Below are 18,171 nucleotides of genomic sequence, written 5' to 3'. Positions count from 1 at the left end.
GGATAAGTTGGCTAGGAGCCGGATGAGGTGAAAGTCTCATGTCCGGTTCTGAATGGGAGGTGAGGGTTGCGAAGCCCCTATCGACCCCTAATCCCCATGCACGAATACCTCCCGGACAAAGCGTTCCGGGCATCACGGTAAGCGTTGAACGAGGTGGCAAGGTGCAAGCCTGTAGATCCCGGAATTGCCCGATTTGGTTAAGGTTGGGAGCTAGGTCAAGCCAAAATCGAAGTTGCAGCCCGATAAAAAAAAGATGTAGGGTGTTAACGAGGGCACTGAATCGGCGGGTGCATTCACCACAGAAGACCAATCTGTCCTCGGTGGAGAGTGGTTAGAACACTCACCAAATCGGGGGAGGTTTGTTAGCAGCGCACGGACAGCGCCAGAGAACGAAAGCGTCGGATCGAGCTGCGAGCACACAAGCTCGGGAAGAAACCCAGAAGGAAAACCCCCAGCCTTGGGGAGTTGGGATTCCACCGAGAGAGCCAGTGGGACTAGCACTCGAGCGGGCGGGCGATCGCCACGGAAGGCGTACTGAGACCCTGCCGAGGTATCCGAGGGCGAGGCAATTCGCCTCAGCCGCAGTGGAATGCCAGCAGCAGCTTCTCGTAGGCAGCCCAAACTTTAGGTGCCCCCCAAGGCACAAGAGCATTTTCCTGGATGAGCAGCCGTGGGGCTGGTGCCAGAGAAAATCCCCCCTCAATGCGGCGAACGAGAAGTGCGTTCGTGCCCAAACTTCTTTGAAGGGATTAATTTCACGGGAAGTGGGTCAGTGCCCACTTTTTTTATTCAATCTGTTCTATGACACATCCTTTGATCCCACAAATCATCGATTTAGCCACACCGGTTGCCGACTCCCTTGGATTGGAGTTAGTCTGCGCCGTATTTCACACCAATCAAAGTCCACCGGTACTGCGGGTGGATATTCGCAACAACAGTTCAGACACCAGTTTGGATGACTGCGAAAAGATGAGCAGAGCATTGGAAAGTACGTTAGACGAAACGGATCTGATTGGAGATGCTTATGTTTTGGAAATTTCGAGTCCCGGAATTTCGCGGGAGCTGACCACCGATCGCGAATTCGTTTCCTTCAAAGGGTTTCCGGCGATCGTGCAGACCATCGAAACCTACGAGGGACATCGAGAATGGAAGGGCAAGTTAGTTCGGCGAGACGAAAGCGCAGTTTACTTGAATTTAAAAGGTCGGGTGCGCGCAATTCCCCGGGATGCGATCGCTAAGGTAGTGCTCGAAGACGGGGGAACGGACTAGAACCGGGTTAATTCGATTGCACTCGAATTTGAGCCGGAAAGTGTAGTGTACGTGAAAAATAGAGGTAAGTGTTATGGCAATGGTCAGCCTACCCGGACTGCGGGATATGATCGACAGCATTTCGCTAGAGCGAAATTTACCCAAAAATGCCGTTCAAGCGGCATTGCGCGAAGCGCTATTAAAAGGATACGAGCGCTACAGACGCACCCAAAACATGGAGCGCAATACGTTCGACGAGACGTTTTTTGACAATTTTGAAATCGAACTGGATATTGAAGAAGAAGGCTTTCGGGTGTTGTCTACCAAGACAATTGTGGAAGGAGTCAGCAGCGCCGACCACGAAATTTCCCTGAAAGAAGTTCAGGAAGTGGCAGCAGAAGCGCAACTCGGAGACACCGTGGTCTTGGATGTCACCCCAGAGCAACGGGATTTTGGTCGGATGGCAGCAATTCAGACCAAACAGGTGCTACAGCAAAAACTGCGCGATCAGCAGCGCAAGCTGATTCAAGAAGAGTTTGAAGACCTAGAAGCAACAGTTCTGCAAGCCCGGGTACTGCGGTTTGAGCGACAATCGGTGATTTTAGCCGTCAACAGTGGGTTCGGACGACCCGAAGTGGAATCCGAACTGCCCAAACGCGAACAGTTACCGAATGACAATTATCGCGCCAACGCCACGATGAAAGTTTACTTGAAAAAAGTGCGCGAAGGCCCGACTCGCGGACCGCAGTTGTTGGTATCGAGAGCCGATGCGGGTTTAGTGGTTTATCTGTTTGCCAACGAGGTGCCAGAGATTGAAGACGAAGTGGTTCGCATCGTCGCCGTGGCGCGCGAAGCCAATCCCCCGTCGCGATATGTAGGCCCGCGAACCAAAATTGCCGTGGATACCCTGGAACGAGATGTGGATCCGGTGGGCGCTTGCATTGGCGCGCGGGGATCGCGGATTCAGGTGGTGGTCAACGAACTGCGCGGCGAAAAAATTGACGTGATTCGCTGGTCGCCGGATCCGGCAACCTATATCGCGAATGCCCTCAGCCCTGCTAAAGTGGATGAGGTACTGCTGGTCAATCCAGAAGCGCGACAGGCGCACGTTCTGGTGCCAGAGGATCAGCTAAGTTTAGCGATCGGGAAAGAAGGACAAAACGTTCGTCTAGCTGCTCGTCTGACGGGTTGGAAAATCGATATCAAGGATAGTGCAAAGTACGATTACGAAGCGGAAAGCCTCGACTACGAGATGGAAGAACCCGACGAACCATTGTCAGCTTCCGAAGAAGAAGAGTCCGAGCCTAAAGCCGTACAGGGATCGGCGTAAGACCCGCTCGGTTGATTGCCCTGAAGCTTTGCACCACCGCTCGATCGCCGCCCAAGTCGGCACAGCCTAGCCCTTAGCCTGGGTCTGTGGTACCCTGGCATGCCAGCAGTCATGCAAAAGTCCGGGAATGGGAGAAAGACGCGATCGGGGGCATTCCCCCCCCATAGCGTCCGACCCGATCCCAAGCCATTGGAACGAAAAGCGAATTTGTGGATGAAACAAAACTATCGACGTTGCATTAGTTGCCGCCAAGTGGCTCCGAAAAACGCATTCTGGCGGGTGGTTAGAGTCTACCCCTCCCATCAGGTACAATTGGATAAGGGAATGGGGCGATCGGCATATCTGTGCCCAACCGCCTCTTGCCTCAAAGCCGCTCAAAAGAAAAATCGACTCGGGCGATCGCTCAAAGCGCCAGTGCCCCCAGAACTTTACGAAACCCTCTGGCAAAGGTTATCTTTAATGTCTACACCGGATAACCAATCCAACGCCATCAATCCCCACCCGCAGTAGGTTTATAATCATAGATCTGGCTTTGATGGAGCCTGGAAAAATCTTTACTCTAACCCAATACCATCCACACTTCTATAGAAATTCGTGCAAGACTAGAAAAGCTGCTGTTCGTCAATTTCGGCAAACGGCACTGCGCGATCGCCGTATCCAGATGGCAGGACAACCACTCAGTTCTGTTTTCGCAGACGGTTCTAGCAACCACAAGCGCGCTAGCGCAAGCGGCTTGCACAGCGATCGAAAAGGGTTCTATCGGTCTCCCGGCGGAAGCGCACTAAAAGACCGGTTCAACCCGCTCCCGATTTTAGATGGACTTCAAAAATTAAGGAGTTTAACGCCGAATCTCCCACAGTCCAAACATCTAAAATCGCAGAGCTTTATCCGCCGGAAGGAGGTTTTATGAACAACGGAAAAGTGAGAATATACGAGTTGTCACGGGAATTGAATTTGGAAAACAAAGACATCTTGGCTGTATGCGATCGGCTAAATATCCCAGTCAAGAGCCATAGCAGCACCATTACAGAAATGGAGGCTGAGCGAATTGAAAAATTTGTGGAAAGCTATCCAGACAAAGTCTCAGCAGCAGCCAAATCTAAAACCAAACCCTCCTCGTCAGAGGACAACAACTCCAACAACAAGAAAAAACAGGAAATATTGGAAATCCGCAAACAGAAAACTCGCAGTAATACCAAACCACAGGGAGCGCAAACTCAAGCGAGTGCGCCTCAACCTGCTCAATCTTCATCCCATCAGCCCAATCAAAACCAGCCCATGATACTGAATCGACCTGCCCGTCCCAATGAGGGCGACGCATCGGCAAGTGAAGAAAACAGGGGAACTCCAGCAGAATCGATGGCAGAATCTACTGAGACCAACCTCCAACACCCAACAACAAGCGACCAGGACGCTGAATCCACCGAGACCTCGGCTACGGAATCCTCCCCAGAACAGCCCGACCCCAACGAAGACCAAGAAGTCAAACTCCAGTCCCCACCGGTGCGCCCTATGCCTCCCTCGGAACAAAAGAGCGAAACGACAACAAAAGTGGAGCGCCCGGTACTCAAACAACCGCCAAAGAAAGAATCCGCCGGCTCGCGATCCTCGGGCAAAACCCCTACCCCCGCCAGCGGCGGTTCTCGCGCGGAAAAATCCACGGAAACTACTCGCCCCACTCCCCCTACCCCGGTGCAAGCCAAAAAAGAGGGGGATTCTCGACGTCAGCAACCGGCTGCCGCCAAACCGCAGCTCTCTAAACCGGATGTGCAACGCCCTCGCAGTGGCGCTGCGGGCAAAGACACCCAAGCCCCCGCCGCGAAGTCAAAAGGGGAAAGACCCAGTGCGATCGCCCCTGACATCGAACCGCAGGATACGGCAGATGAAGCGGTCGAAGAGTTCGCCGATACCCCAAAAACTCCCAAACTCAAAGCTCCCCCTCGTCCTCCCAAGCGATTGAAAAAACGCAAGGAGGAAGAAGAAGACTTGCAAGAATTTCCCGAGAAACCCAGCAAGTCCTCTTCCAAGGGCAAGCGTCGGCCTAAACCCATCGTGGACGAAGATGAGGACGATTTTGAAACTCAACTGGACCGCGATCGCAATGAAGAAATCAGTGCGGTCAGCTTGTCCACCGCTCGTCCGGCTAAACCCAAATCTACCCCCACTCAGCGCCCCTCCGGCTCCACCCCGCCGCCTACTAAAACCAAAAAACCCGACTCCAGTCGGGAAGCCACTTCCAAGCAACGCGGTCGCCGTGGGGACAAACCCGATAAAAAAGAACGTCCCGATACCCTGGTTCTGCGCGAACCCCTAACGGTTCGAGAACTGGCCTCCTCCCTCAATGTGGCCGAAACCGAAATCGTCAAGATTCTCTTCTTCAAGGGGATCCCAGTCAACATTACCCAAACCCTCGATCTCCCCACCGCCACAATGGTGGCTGAAGAACTCGAGGTCAGCGTGGAAACCGCTGAGGTTGAATCGGAAGCCAAAAAAGTCAGCGAAATGCTCGATGCGGCTGACTTGGAAAATCTCCAGCTCCGTCCCCCCGTGGTCACCATCATGGGCCACGTAGACCACGGCAAAACCACTCTCCTCGACTCCATCCGCAAAACGAAGGTGGCTCAAGGAGAAGCCGGCGGCATTACCCAGCATATCGGTGCCTATCACGTGGATGTGGAACATGAAGGCCAAATGCATCAGGTGGTCTTCCTCGATACCCCCGGTCACGAAGCCTTTACCGCAATGCGGGCAAGGGGCACTCGGGTCACGGATATTGCCATTCTGGTGGTGGCGGCAGATGATGGGGTCCAACCTCAAACCATCGAAGCCATCAGCCACGCAAAAGCCGCTCAAGTCCCGATTGTGGTCGCCATTAACAAGGTGGATAAGGAAGGCTCTGACGCTAACCGGGTGAAGCAGGAGTTAATGGAACAGGGTCTGGTTCCCGAAGAATGGGGCGGCGATACGATTATGGTGCCGGTCAGCGCTATCAAAGGAGAAAACTTAGATGCTCTCCTGGAAATGATTATCCTGGTTGCCGAACTCGAAGAAATCTCCGCTAACCCCGATCGCGCCGCTAAAGGTACGGTGATTGAAGCCCACTTGGATAAATCCCGAGGCCCGGTGGCTACTCTGCTGGTGCAAAATGGCACCCTCAATGTGGGCGATGTGTTGGTGGCTGGCTCCACAATGGGCAAGGTGCGGGCGATGATCGATGACCGAGGCGCTCGGGTCGAACAGGCATCCCCCTCTTTCGCCGTGGAAATCCTGGGCTTGAGCGATGTCCCGGCAGCAGGGGATGAGTTTGAGGTCTACCCAAGCGAAAAAGAAGCTCGCTCAATCTCTGACGAACGGGCTGAGGAAAGTCGCCAAACCCGTCTCCAGCAAGCAATGGCCTCTCGTCGCGTCACCCTCAATACTCTCTCGGCCCGCGCCCAAGAAGGAGAACTTAAAGAACTTAACTTGGTCCTCAAGGCTGATGTCCAAGGCTCTGTTGAGGCTATCCTGGGTTCGCTCAAGCAACTCCCGCAAAATGAGGTCCAGGTCCGCGTCCTGTTGGCAGCCCCCGGGGAAGTCACGGAAACTGATGTTGACCTCGCCGCCGCTAGCGATGCCGTGATTGTGGCGTTTAACAGCACCTTCGCCTCGGGCGCTCGACACGCGGCTGACTTGGCAGGGGTCGATGTTCGCGAGTACAACATCATCTACAAACTGTTGGATGATATCCAAGCCGCTATGGAAGGTCTCCTGGATCCCGAACTGGTGGAAGAACCTCTCGGTGAGGCTCAAGTTCGTGCGGTCTTCCAAGTGGGTCGCGGCGCAGTGGCCGGCTGTTATGTCCAAACCGGTAAGGTGGTGCGAAATTCTAAAGTTCGCGTCCATCGCAATGGCTCGGTGGTCTATGAAGGTGTCCTCGATTCCCTCAAACGGGTCAAGGATGACGTGAAAGAAGTTAACACCGGCTTTGAATGCGGCATCGGTATCGATAAGTTCAATGACTGGAATGAAGGCGACACCATCGAAGCTTATCGCATGGTCACGAAGCGTCGCACCCTCTCTCCGGCATAACCTAGGGTGTCACCGATGAACCATGAAGGGTAAAGTGTAAAGGATGAAGGCAAATTCTCTCAAATCCCTAACCTCTGACCTTCATCCTCCCCAAGGCACAAGGCACATCCCCCACAGGGTCACTCTCCATGACTCTGCTTTCTTGCCTTCCCCCTTGTTGCCTTTACCCTTCTTGTTATTTTGTCTCTTGCCTTTATCTTTGATTCATGCGCTCTTTTTCTTCTGACCCGTTTCTCTGGATTCATCTGGCAGGTCTCGCCGCGCTTCCTCTGTTTCTCGAACTGTGCGCGATCGCTCTGGCTATTGGCGATCCCCTCTTCCCGGTTGGATTGGAATTCTTGTTCGTCGCCGCTTTGGGTATCCTCCCCATCCTCTGGATGCAATGGTCTCGTCCTTTCTATATCTTCAGCATCCTGGTGGTGGCAATGAAACCCGCACAACTCAGCCCCGATCGCCGCGTTACCCTCAGCTTGTTCCAACGCCCCCGCAATCGCGCGATCGCTCTGCTCGTTCCCCTTCTCTTACTCCCGGCCCTGTGGCTCCTCTATCGCTGGGCACCAGTCGCCACCGGCATCGCCGCTCAATTCCCTCAATGGCGTCTCCTTGGTCTCCTCCTCGCCGCTTTCGCTTTTTTGGGATGCAATCTGTTTCTTCAGGTCCCGGCTAGTGTTTTGGGCGTCATGTTGACCGACGAATCCACTTTTGCCGCCACACCCCCGCTCTCCCCAGACCAAATTCGCCAGAAGTTTACAATTGTCGGCTTGAAGGTCAATCGCATCTTGCCCGACAAGGAGCAACCAGTGGAACTCGCCTCCACTGAATCTGCCTCCCCTACCGTTTCTCCCCCCGCACCAGATTCCCTCGAAACTACACCCCCGGAAACTGAAGCGTCAGATTAATTTAAAATACCCCTTGACATTTTAACCAAAATAAGATATATAACCGAGGTCATTGGTTGTTGGTCATTGGTCATTGGTCATTGGTCAATGACCAATGACAAACGACCTTTCTACAACGGTAACTTCTGCAAAAAACTGAGTTTTTTATAAATTCTTGCCAAAGTATCCACCTGCACTTCCACCACTTGCCCCGGATAATTCTGAATCGTTTCGATTATCGAAATCTTTCCATCTTCCGCCGCCGAAAGTATCAAAGCAGCGCGCAAGGCTTGTCCGTTTGCTTCCCCAGAATCGGTCTGAATCACTTCCCCAATTTCATCGAGCAACCACTCTCCCGTGTGATTGAGCACTCGATCCAAAAATCTCGCACTGACTTCAATCGAGTTGGTTAACCCCGCTCGCATCTCCTCTGGATTCTGTTTCGCTAACCCAATATAACTCGCCACCGAGGGCGACATTTCTCCAGTTTCGGTAAAGGTTACGAGTTCCGCCACCGATAGGGGTGCCCGCATCGGTCCGTATTTCAAAATTACCTGTTCGGCGGCGATCGCTTCCCCCCCAAATGGCATCACTACGCCGATTCCCAACCCCGTCACCCCCACAGTTGCCGCACGCAACAACCACCGCGAAACCCTGAACAAAACTCCGTTAATTTTCCTCATTTTAATCCCTTCTTTCATTCAAATCCAACAAATCCAATTCAATAAAACCGGACGCCAAACTCTATCAATAAGTTGCCTAAATTATCCACAACTTACCATTGTTTTATCCCTAGTTTATCGAACATCGATCCAGACGATCGCAGCCAATTATCCCCAGCAGAGGATGTTAGCCAATTCCCTTTCAATTCATTCTATTCTAACCGATAAATTGACGGATTTTAACGGGAACACTGGCCGATCGCGGCAGGTCTTCAACCCTGTCCGCCTTGCAGTTTAGTGGCATACCACTTCTTGCCCGCAACTGTCTCGCTTTCCGAGACGAAAGTGAGGATACCCTAAAACGCGATCGCCGATTTCCAACGATTCCCAACCGAACCTCAATCGGGCAACCCTGTTACACTATTCCGGGAGAATTATAACCGATTTGGCCGATCCACTTTCCCCACTCACAGGTAAGGCGGACATTGCGGCGATCGCCAATTCGGAACCGGTCTGCGATCGCATGTACACCCCCACCAACCACTTCCCTGCTACCCTGGGAAAAATTAACTCAGGCGATCGCCCCTTTACCCCCAGCGAGCCTGTAGGATAAATCTATGGTGCGCTCTCAAAACAATCTGTAAAATATCCACTTATCTCCAATGAATCGACCTATTCTTTTTTCCCTTCCTTCTACTTTAACCCCCAAACCAAATTCTGTGCATTTGAATACCCTAAGCCGCACAACGACCTTACCCCTCCTGACGGCGCTCTTCCTCGGGGCGGGAGGAATTTCCCAGCCGGCATCTTTGGCGAATCCAGATCCGGCGGTGCGCGGATCGACGAACCTGCAGATAGCTCAAATTCCGGCAAATGCAAAAATCATTTACGTCAATCCCGCACTCGGAAACGATACCGCGAATGTGGGCACCAGCGAGGCTGCGCCTTATCGTAGCATTACCTATGCCCTTTCCCAAGCCGAATCGGGCACGGTGATTCAGTTGGCACCGGGAACCTACAGCAGCGACACAGAAAGCTTCCCCCTGCAGATGAAATCTGGGGTGATTCTGCGCGGGAATGAATCGAACAAAGGTCAGACGATCCGGATTATTGGCGGCGGCACTTACCTGAGTCCGACCTTTGCCAGTCAAAATGTGGCGATCGTGACGGCAAGAGAGAGTCAGATTGCTGGAGTAACGGTGACGAACCCCAACACGCGCGGCACGGGTATTTGGATTGAATCGGGCACACCGACAGTTCGCGATAGTACCTTAACCAATAATTTGCGCGACGGGATTTTTGTCTCAGGTACGGCAGCTGCGACGATCGAAGATAATGTATTTATCGAAAATAACGGCAATGGGATTTCCATCGCTCGTTCCGCAGGGGGAGAAATTCGCGGGAATGTCTTTCAAGATACGGGCTTTGGATTGGCAATTGGCGATCGCTCCTCTCCTTTGATTGTGGAAAACCGGATTATTCAAAATGTGGATGGGGTGGTGGTGTCGAATTCGGCGCAACCGGTGCTTCGCAATAACGTGATCGAAAACAATACCCGGGATGGGATTGTGGCGATCGCGGATGCGGCTCCAGACCTCGGCACTGCGGAATCTCCGGGCAATAACTTTATCCGCAATAACACGCGCTATGACCTCAACAATGCTACCCGCAACACCACTATTGTGGCGGTGGGGAATGATATCAATCGCGATCGCATCGAAGGGAGTGTGGATTTTGTCGCCGCAACGGTGGCTACCGGCTTTCGCGATGTGCAAGGGCACTGGGCGCAAGCTTATATCGAAGCCCTGGCGGCGAAAAAGATTATCGCTGGATTCAATGATGGCACGTTTCGCCCCAACGAACCGGTCACGCGCGCTCAGTTTGCTGCCATTATCAATCAGGCGTTTTCTCCCGCGCCCACCGAGTCTTGCTCGGCTTTTGCAGATGTCCGCAGCAGCTTTTGGGGTTTTAATGCCATTCAAACTGCCTGTCGCGGTGGATTCCTCACCGGTTATCCGGGGAATGAGTTTCGCCCGCAACAACGCATCCCTCGCGTCCAGGTTCTCGTCGCCCTGGTGAGCGGGTTGGGGTTGCGCTCCGAGCAAACCAGCGTTTTGTCGATGTATTCCGATCGCAATCGCATCCCCGATTGGGCCACTACGGCGATCGCTGGTGCAACCGAACAGGGATTGGTGGTCAACTACCCGGTGCGCGATCGCTTAAATCCCACCCAACAAGCCACCCGCGCTGATGTCGCCGCTTTTGTCTACCAAGCCCTGGTTAATGCCGGTCAAGCAGAAGCGATCGACTCCCCCTATGTGGTGATGAGTCCTTAACTAGAGAATTGATTATTGTTCATTTGCAATAACTGTAACTGTAACTGTAACTGAGGTAAATCCTCCCCCTCCACTCCACATGAGAAAGGGCCAGCTTCTAAATCCAGTGAAGCTGACCCTTTTCTCTTTATCGATTGGGTTTTATGGTTAGGGTCTTTATATTGGCTGACCCCATTTGAATCTCTAATGACTTTAGTGTGCCAGCATTTTTCGGAAAGCTTCATTTTCTTAATATTTTTTTTATTTTCTTTTTGTGTGGTCTTGTCAATTTTTGTAAAGAACTTGTTACATCTTTGTGTCCTGTCGTTAATTTTTGTAAAAAGTTCGTTACATAACCGAAAAATTTGCTGCTTGTGTGGTAAGAAACATTCGGTTTTGCGATCGATCTTAAAATGTAATTGGTTGACAACTTGTAATAATTTTGCCAACCTCAGAATTGAGCCGAGAAAATATTCCCAGTTCTCAATCGGATTTTTCCAAGCGAAACAGCCACACCATGAGCGCCACCACCCCCACTTGTAGGGCAAAGTTGGGCAAAGCGGAACCCACGTCGCGACCCGCCAAAAGCTGCGTCAGGAAGATAAACCCGCCAATCGCACCCGAAGCCCCAAACGCCACATAGATGAACTTTCGCAATCCGCGATAGGGGGCGTCGGCTTCCGCTTTCAAGCGCGCGTATTTTTCCGGACTGAGGTTTTGTCGGGCTTTGGACATCTTTTTCCCGGGGGTCTTCTCCCGAGAGGGTGGGTTGGGGCTGGGGTCTGGCATGAGAACTCTAGACTGGGCACTATTACTGCGTTCACTATTTTAAAGCAAAATGGGAAATAGCGAATTGAGGATTGGGGATTGGGGATTGGGGATTGGGGATTGGCAAGCTGTTTGCACTTAAGTGATGCAAGCCTCGGTTAACCTGGCTTAAGTGAAATGGAGCGATCGCTGGTGGAGGTTGGGCGGCGGCATCGATTTGCCTTGCGCGTTATCTGCGATCGGCGATGACTCGGTAAGATGAGATCGATCCACCCATTGCTCGCTGAAAAAGCATCGACCTCGGCGGAGACTCTCCGACTATCACCGAGAGTGCCTCCGAGGCAAAGGGTGGGTGTTGGTTGCCCGAGCGATCGGGCCTTGTCTGACAATGGTCAATCTTTGCACATGAATATCGCAACCGAAAATCTTGCAACAGTTGGAATCGTCGTCATCGCTTTAGTGGTTTTGGGGTGGGGATATTATCGCGCCAAACCCTTTGGAAAACTGGGAATTTTAGCCTGGTTACAATCAGTAGTGCTGATGGCACCGTGGCTATTATTTTTTGGCTTGTTTGCGGCGGGGATTTACCTCAACCTAGTGGGGATCCTGGTATTAATCCTGGGTTCTGCAGCACTGTACATCTATCTTGGCAGAAAATTACGAGCCGCAGGTCAAGACGAAGTGCTCAGACAGCGGGCAGCGCAGCGGTTGTACTCCCAAGAAGAAGAAAGCGGCGCTCAAAGCACTGGTGAAGCACAAACCCCCGAGGGGAACCTCTCTGCGCCGTCGCCAGAGACCCTGCGAATTCCCGAAGAAGACCTGAAAAAAATTCAAGGCATTTTTGGGATCGATACCTTCTTTGCCACGGAAAGCATTTCCTATCAAGAAGGGGCGATTTTTAAAGGAAATTTGCGCGGCGATCCGGATGAAACCTTCGATCGCCTTTCCCAAGCGTTGCACGATCGCCTCGGCGATCGCTATCGACTGTTTTTAGTCCCCAACTCGGAAGAAAAGCCGGTGGTTATCGTGTTACCCAGCAGCACCGATCCCAAACCCGCAACCACCGGTCAAAAAGTGCTGGCGGTTATTTTATTTGTCGCCACCATTGCCACCACCCTAGAAACCGCCGGCATCTTCTTGGGATTCGATTTCTTCAAGAACTTGCAGCGCTTCCCGGAAGTGCTGCCCATCAGTTTGGGCATTTGGGCGGTGTTGCTCTCTCACGAAATTGCCAATCGGGTGGTAGCGCGCGCAAACAATGTGAGACTCACTTGGCCGTTTTTCATCCCCACCTGGCAAATCGGCTCCTTTGGGGCGATCGACCGCTTTGAAACACTGTTACCCAATCGCAACGTGCTGTTTGATGTGGCATTTGCCGGACCTGCTGCCAGTGGTTTAGTGTCCTTGGTGATGCTGATTGCCGGATTGCTGCTCTCCCATGAAGGCAGTTTATTCCAAGTTCCCTCGGAATTTTTCAAAGGGTCTGTATTAGTAGGGACTTTGGCGAAAGCCATTCTCGGGCCGGCATTGCAGCAGCAGGTGGTAGACCTGCATCCCCTGACGGTAATCGGTTGGCTGGGATTAGTGATTACGGCAATTAATGTGATGCCTGCCGGTCAGTTAGATGGCGGTCGAATCGTACAGGCAATTTACGGACGCAAAATCGCCGGACGGGCAACGGTGGCAACGTTAATTTTGCTGGCGATCGCCTCTTTTGTCAATCCTTTGGCATTATATTGGGCAGTGGTGATTGTGTTCCTGCAACGGGGTTTGGAACGCCCAAGCTTGAACGAAATTAAAGAACCCGATGATGCCCGCGCCGCCTTAGGATTGCTCGCCCTATTTCTGACCATTGCCACTCTATTTCCCTTAACGCCCGGTTTGGCCGGTCGGTTGGGAATTGGCGGGTAATCAATCGGTGATTTGACCGCCGAGAACTTTGCAACAGCCCCGCACTCGACAAGGGTGGGGCACTGGCGGCAAATACTGCCTAACGACGTTCAAAATCCTCATTCCCTCGTTCCCAGCACATGCTGGAAACGCCCTGACAGAGGTACCGCCTCCACACCGTAATTTGGCAAAATAATTGGCACGGTATCTGACAATTGGGTTGAAGTCAAAGACCATTGTTTGTGATTAGGGATTGAGTCAGGCTATAATAAAAAAATGAAGCGCGAAGGAAAAAGGAGAAATCATCCTTTTGCCTTCGCGCTTTCCCGATTTCCGAGGCGGCTTAAGGTTAGGCTGGTTTTGGCAAGGGGAAGTGAAAAGATGGTGCCGGGAAAGCGCTCAATCAATTTTCGGAATTGAAAACCCCTGCGACGCTTGGCGCGGTGGTGAGGAATTCTGGGAGTGGAGGGGCTATACCGGGGGATTTATGACAAAAATTCACGGTGGATTGGGTTTAAGATGATGAATGCACAATCTCCAATTTTACTGGTTTTCGATATCGGTAGCCTGATTGCGGGGGAACCGAAAATTTGGCAGCAATACAAACGGGTGGGTCGCTGCTATGTGCCGAAGGTGGTGCTCGATGCGATGCAGTTTATTGCCGATCGCTCTGCGGAACCGCAACAGGAGAAAGTGGCGAAGGAGTTTCTCCGATTTTGGCCGAAAAGTGGCTGGGAACTCACCAGTGTGAGGGGGTCGCATCCCAAGTTACAACCGGCAGAGGGTGCGGCGATGAGTCAGCAAGCGCGGGTGAATTTGGCGATCGCGCGCTGTGCGTATGGCATGGCCCAGGAACGACGTGAGGCGCTGGTGGTGTTTGTCTGCAATACTCTGCCATTGTTAAAGCGGATGGAAGGGTTGAATCAAGGGAATTTGTGTGGGATTACCTCGGCGATGTTGTTGCAGTGGTGTCGCGCGAATCAGCAACCGCAAGCGGTGAAGCAAGCGCTGCAGGGGATGAAAACGCCGACGAAAACGGCGGGGAATACCGGGGGGTTGAAGGGGCGATCGCCCGCGCGCAAACCGCCGCAGAAACCCGCACCGCGTCCCTCTCCCGCGCGGCGATCGCCGCCGGTGGTGGAGGAACCGGAGGATGATTCCGCCTACCCGCGCGATCCGCGTCGCGGGTTTCGCGTAAAGCGCGATCGGCCTAATATTTTGCTGCGGTTGGGGTCGGGAATAGTGTCCCTGGTCATGTTTGCGGCAATTGTGGGGGCGATCGGGTTTATGTGGAAAATGGCCTTTCCCGAAAGTTTTAACCCGTTTTGGCAAAACCAGGTTCAGCCGATTTTGCGGAAGTTGCCCCAGTGACCCCCAACCGGCGATCGGGTTGGAATGATACCTATTTTTGCCCGCCTGCGCGGGCTAATTTTTTTTGCAGCAATCTGTTGACAATTGTAGCCGTTTGGGTTATGTTGTTACTGTGGGAATAGGTGCGGCAATATATATAGCGATCGCCTTCAACCCTTCGAGAAAAAGCCGGCAATTGAAATCGCGCCTATGCAAGCGTTAGCGTAGCCATGCCCGCTAGTCACCGTAGGGTGCGTGACCCCCGTCAGCAAATGGCTGGGAAGATGACAAAATACGGTTCGGGGGTCACGCACCATCTAACAAAGCCGGCGATTTCAATCTTTAATTCGCTGAATATTATATCCCACTTATAACCTTTCCAGCCAGCGCAAGGCACGCTTGAGTTCCACCTCACCATTGCTCGGGTACCAGCGCCCGTGAGCCAATATCACTTTTTCCGGATGCCACTGTAACAGTCGGTGCAGGCATTCTCGCCCTTGGGCTTTTTGCCCCATAAAGGTCAGTCGCAGGTCTAGGGGCATTTTGCCATCGGGGTCGCTGCAACCAGAGAGTTTCATCGCCATCCGCAATCCCCAATTTTGCACTTTGTTTAGCTCGAAATTTTCTATCAAATCGGCGACAATCAGGGTAGAACTGGCGCGATGGAAGAAGACCGCTTCATCCATAAACCGACTCCCGCGAAAGATAAGCTGGTCCAGGTCAGCGCGCCACTGGGGCGGGGGGTCGTCGGTGAGGTCTGCATGGAATGTAACCGGGATATTCTGCTGGGCCGCCCGATCGCGCACTCCAGGAGAGGCCCAAGCGATCGCCTCCGGGTACGCCTTCGCCCAGGTGCCGATGTGAGCGTAGTGAATTTTGTTCGGCGACACCAGATGGCGCACCGGACCGAGGGCGTCTACTTCCGCTTGCAGAGAATCGCACGGGGCGATGGGAGAATGACACCACAACTCCCCACTTTGCAGGCGCACCACGGTCATCCGGGTGGGAAAGGGAATTTTAGTGCCATACATGGCCATCCGCACGATCGGTCCATCGGCGATCCAAATCTCTGGACCCACGGGTTTGAGGGTGTTTATCGGTTCGTACAGTTCCATCGCTTGTTCGCTCCAACGCGATCGCAGTTGTCCCAGGTTCGGCGCGCTTCTCCATTCCCGCCTCACTGCCCCACCTGACTCGTCTATCCAGCCCAAATCAGAGGCAGAGTGGCTCGATTTTGCCTATATATATGGCCGCACCTATTCCCATGATAAAATCATAGTCCAAACTCGCCGCTTTGTCAACCCCCCAACCCGATTTTTTAGCGAACAAATGTAAAAAAAATTGGCCTGCATATCCCCTACGACTGCAAGCCCAAAATCAACCCTACCGATACCGCACCATCGATGGTGTTTTGGTAGAAGCCAATATTCGCTTAATACCCAAGTCGGTTAATTAGCCCGCCCAGGCGGGCTTGGTTTGCTGCAATAATTCTCTGCCTTTTCAAACACTCACCCTTTCCCATTTAACAATCGGTTCCCAGGTTTCCGTCAAACTAGCGCGCGGTACGGGGTCGGGGAAGAGATTTTGCAGGACAACCACGCGATCGCCGGGAGTTTCTGTAGAGAAATTAAATAACGATTCGTAGAAAAAGAAAGACACCCCAGAAAATCCCATATTTCGGGCAATATTCACCTGTTTTTCCACCTGACTAATGGGGACGCCCCGCGTTCTCAACCCGGTTAAAATTCCCACTGCTACGGGAATATTGCGCTGAGCTAATTCCACTTCTGGGCGCTGCAATTCGGCGATAAAACTGTCGATATTGTCGCGATAAACTTGCAGAACTAATTCTTCCACAAAGCCGAACCGCTGCCAACCGCGCCAATCTTGCAAGTAAAACTTGTAGGCAAAATCCTGATAGTTGGGGGACAAAGAAATAATCGCATTAGGTTTGCGTTGTTTGACGGCTTTAAACACCCGTTGAATGAATTGGGTGAGTTTTTGCGATCGCCACCGTCGCCAGTTCACATCATTTGGGTCATCCGGGGGCAACAAACCCATGTGTTCCTGTTTATATAGTTCTACGGTATAGTCATCGTAGCCCAATTCCACCGGTACGCTAAAATGGTCGTCGAACTGAATGCCATCTACATCGTAATTGCCGACGATTTCCAGGACCAACCCTTCAATAAATTCCTGCACTTCCGGATGCCAGGGATTCAACCACAGGCGATCGACCCCCGATTCTTGTACCACCTGGGTGCGATCGCGGCGACAAGTGAGCCACTGGGGATAGCGGCGAGCCATTTCCGAATCGGGCGGTGCCATAAACCCATATTCAAACCAGGGAATCACGCTTAAGCCTTTTGCGTGCCCTTGTTCTACCATTTCCGCCAACATATCGCGCCCCTGCAACCAAGGGGCGGGATGATGGGGCAATCCCACCACCGGTTCTGCCACTTGACTGGGATAAAGGGTATAACCTCGGCTCCACACATTGGGATAAACCGTGTTAAAATTCAAACCATCCAGCCGTTCCATTGCAAACTGCAACTTAAACGGCTCAAACATTACCTCACTATCGATATTGGTAATCCAGACGCCGCGAATTTCCTTGCGGGGCAAGCGGGGCACGTATTCTGAAGGGACTGGGGAGGTGCGATCGCTGCCCGTAATCGCCTGACATAGTATCGCCGCCACCTCCGCCCGCGTCGCCCATTGGTTTGGCTTGAGGCGTCTCACTTCTGGATAATTCACCACCAAACTGGTTTCCGTTGCAGCAGCGATCGCCCGGTGGGCATACTGGGGAATCTCCGGCGCATCCGCAAAAGTGCGATTTAACGTTACATTTACCGCATTCACCGGCGAAAACTTCAACCCCGTCGCCAGCGCCACCAACACCTCAACCCGCAAAATCTTATCTTTCGGTTTAAACATCTGCCCGGGATAACCGGAGAGAAACCCGGTTTCATACGCCTTGCGAATTCCCGCCGCCGCCCAATAGGAACCCGGCACATCCACAAAATCGATCGCCATGCGTTCCCCTTTTGCATTCGGAAAGGCGCGACTGACGAGTACCGCAAATTCAGTGCGCGTCAGCGGCGCATCGGGGCGAAAGGTGCCATCCGGATACCCGCGCAGGATTTGCTGTTGCGCTAATTCTTCAATACAAGCTTGCGCCCAATGTCCTTGAATGTCGGTAAATGCTGCCGCCATTTTTTAATTCGTTCTCCCTAAATGTTACCCTAGTTTCAAAATACCTTACCTCTCCTCAATCATAAGGAGATGATGCATCCGGTCCGTCAAGCGTCACAAAACCACCCACGGATGCGGCAATTTTCATCAAATTTCCTCAAAACCGAGGAATTTTCTGCAATTTTTCCGATGCGGTAGCGATTCATCAACTGACTAAAATTGCCGCAAGCAATCTCGCAAAAAATTAAATTCTGTCTCCTGCAACCGGGCGCGATTTTGCCACCCCCCTCGCGGTTCTGCTTTCGTCTGACAAGGGCGAATATTCCCCAAACGCGGGTCACTTTCTCTCTTTCGGAGGAGTACGATATCAATTTTTTTTGATTAAATAGGAAGGTAATCTCCTACCGGAGAAAGGTCATAAATTGACACTAAACCAACCCAGTTGGCACGCTTGCTTTCAGTGGGGT

The 18,171-nt window shown here is 52.5% G+C and carries 14 protein-coding genes; 9 read left to right on the top strand and 5 right to left on the bottom strand.

From position 1 onward, the window contains the following. Positions 1-801 precede the first annotated feature (801 nt). The 5 genes from rimP to LKK83_RS04650 all read left to right on the top strand — a co-directional run bounded on the left by rimP (position 802) and on the right by LKK83_RS04650 (position 7,545). Positions 802-1,269, top strand: a complete 468-nt coding sequence (gene rimP / locus LKK83_RS04670) for a ribosome maturation factor RimP (RefSeq protein ID WP_324629745.1) — start codon at positions 802-804, stop codon at positions 1,267-1,269. A 73-nt stretch (positions 1,270-1,342) separates the two neighbouring features. Further along, positions 1,343-2,578: a transcription termination factor NusA gene (nusA, locus tag LKK83_RS04665; protein ID WP_324629743.1), complete on the top strand. Its 1,236-nt coding sequence runs from the start codon at positions 1,343-1,345 to the stop codon at positions 2,576-2,578. Between the two features lie 99 nt (positions 2,579-2,677). Further along, the gene (locus LKK83_RS04660; protein WP_442957278.1) at positions 2,678-3,088 is read left to right on the top strand and encodes a YlxR family protein; all 411 of its coding nucleotides are present in this window, start codon (positions 2,678-2,680) and stop codon (positions 3,086-3,088) included. A gap of 396 nt (positions 3,089-3,484) precedes the next feature. Next, positions 3,485-6,646 (top strand): translation initiation factor IF-2, encoded by a 3,162-nt coding sequence (gene infB / locus LKK83_RS04655; protein ID WP_324629742.1) that lies wholly within the window; start codon positions 3,485-3,487, stop codon positions 6,644-6,646. Between the two features lie 206 nt (positions 6,647-6,852). Continuing rightward, on the top strand, positions 6,853-7,545 hold the full coding sequence (locus LKK83_RS04650; protein WP_324629739.1) for a low-complexity tail membrane protein: 693 nt from the start codon (positions 6,853-6,855) through the stop codon (positions 7,543-7,545). A gap of 110 nt (positions 7,546-7,655) precedes the next feature. Here LKK83_RS04650 and LKK83_RS04645 read toward each other — a convergent pair whose 3' ends face one another. After that, positions 7,656-8,207: an alpha/beta hydrolase gene (locus LKK83_RS04645; protein ID WP_324629738.1), complete on the bottom strand. Its 552-nt coding sequence runs from the start codon at positions 8,205-8,207 to the stop codon at positions 7,656-7,658. A gap of 424 nt (positions 8,208-8,631) precedes the next feature. Here LKK83_RS04645 and LKK83_RS04640 point away from each other — a divergent pair, with 424 nt between their 5' ends. Beyond that, positions 8,632-8,799 (top strand): hypothetical protein, encoded by a 168-nt coding sequence (locus LKK83_RS04640; protein ID WP_324629737.1) that lies wholly within the window; start codon positions 8,632-8,634, stop codon positions 8,797-8,799. A 106-nt stretch (positions 8,800-8,905) separates the two neighbouring features. Continuing rightward, positions 8,906-10,522, top strand: a complete 1,617-nt coding sequence (locus LKK83_RS04635) for a DUF1565 domain-containing protein (protein ID WP_324629735.1) — start codon at positions 8,906-8,908, stop codon at positions 10,520-10,522. On the opposite strand, the gene LKK83_RS04630 is transcribed toward LKK83_RS04635, so the two are convergent. Together LKK83_RS04630 and LKK83_RS04625 are read right to left on the bottom strand one after the other, a co-directional pair. Continuing rightward, positions 10,519-10,950: a hypothetical protein gene (locus LKK83_RS04630; RefSeq protein ID WP_324629733.1), complete on the bottom strand. Its 432-nt coding sequence runs from the start codon at positions 10,948-10,950 to the stop codon at positions 10,519-10,521. The two genes, LKK83_RS04635 and LKK83_RS04630, sit on opposite strands and share 4 nt — an antisense overlap. 34 nt (positions 10,951-10,984) lie before the next feature. Then, complete coding sequence (locus LKK83_RS04625; RefSeq protein WP_324629731.1) at positions 10,985-11,236, bottom strand: DUF3493 domain-containing protein; 252 nt, start codon at positions 11,234-11,236, stop codon at positions 10,985-10,987. A 438-nt stretch (positions 11,237-11,674) separates the two neighbouring features. Between LKK83_RS04625 and LKK83_RS04620 the strand changes: the two genes are divergently transcribed. Continuing rightward, positions 11,675-13,180: a site-2 protease family protein gene (locus tag LKK83_RS04620; RefSeq protein ID WP_324629728.1), complete on the top strand. Its 1,506-nt coding sequence runs from the start codon at positions 11,675-11,677 to the stop codon at positions 13,178-13,180. Positions 13,181-13,678: 498 nt separating this feature from the next. After that, complete coding sequence (locus LKK83_RS04615; RefSeq protein ID WP_324629726.1) at positions 13,679-14,530, top strand: PIN domain-containing protein; 852 nt, start codon at positions 13,679-13,681, stop codon at positions 14,528-14,530. A gap of 347 nt (positions 14,531-14,877) precedes the next feature. On the opposite strand, the gene LKK83_RS04610 is transcribed toward LKK83_RS04615, so the two are convergent. Beyond that, positions 14,878-15,720, bottom strand: coding sequence for a DUF4336 domain-containing protein (locus LKK83_RS04610; RefSeq protein WP_324629725.1), 843 nt, complete (start codon positions 15,718-15,720; stop codon positions 14,878-14,880). 289 nt (positions 15,721-16,009) lie between these two features. Continuing rightward, positions 16,010-17,725: a glycoside hydrolase family 10 protein gene (locus LKK83_RS04605; protein WP_324629724.1), complete on the bottom strand. Its 1,716-nt coding sequence runs from the start codon at positions 17,723-17,725 to the stop codon at positions 16,010-16,012. Positions 17,726-18,171: the final 446 nt, after the last annotated feature.

It is taken from the genome of Phormidium sp. CCY1219 (assembly GCF_035615515.1).
Classification (GTDB): domain Bacteria; phylum Cyanobacteriota; class Cyanobacteriia; order Cyanobacteriales; family Laspinemataceae; genus CCY1219.
Note: the sequence above shows the minus strand (reverse complement) of the source record. Positions and strands in the feature narration are given on the sequence as shown.

Excerpts from the sequence above, each read along its gene's own strand:
- rimP (WP_324629745.1), top strand. The coding sequence starts at position 802 with ATGACACATCCTTTGATCCCACAAATCATCGATTTAGCCACACCGGTT.
- nusA (WP_324629743.1), top strand. The coding sequence starts at position 1,343 with ATGGCAATGGTCAGCCTACCCGGACTGCGGGATATGATCGACAGCATT.
- LKK83_RS04660 (WP_442957278.1), top strand. The coding sequence starts at position 2,678 with ATGCCAGCAGTCATGCAAAAGTCCGGGAATGGGAGAAAGACGCGATCG.
- infB (WP_324629742.1), top strand. The coding sequence starts at position 3,485 with ATGAACAACGGAAAAGTGAGAATATACGAGTTGTCACGGGAATTGAAT.
- LKK83_RS04650 (WP_324629739.1), top strand. The coding sequence starts at position 6,853 with ATGCGCTCTTTTTCTTCTGACCCGTTTCTCTGGATTCATCTGGCAGGT.
- LKK83_RS04645 (WP_324629738.1), bottom strand. The coding sequence starts at position 8,207 with ATGAGGAAAATTAACGGAGTTTTGTTCAGGGTTTCGCGGTGGTTGTTG.
- LKK83_RS04625 (WP_324629731.1), bottom strand. The coding sequence starts at position 11,236 with ATGTCCAAAGCCCGACAAAACCTCAGTCCGGAAAAATACGCGCGCTTG.
- LKK83_RS04620 (WP_324629728.1), top strand. The coding sequence starts at position 11,675 with ATGAATATCGCAACCGAAAATCTTGCAACAGTTGGAATCGTCGTCATC.
- LKK83_RS04615 (WP_324629726.1), top strand. The coding sequence starts at position 13,679 with ATGATGAATGCACAATCTCCAATTTTACTGGTTTTCGATATCGGTAGC.
- LKK83_RS04605 (WP_324629724.1), bottom strand. The coding sequence starts at position 17,725 with ATGGCGGCAGCATTTACCGACATTCAAGGACATTGGGCGCAAGCTTGT.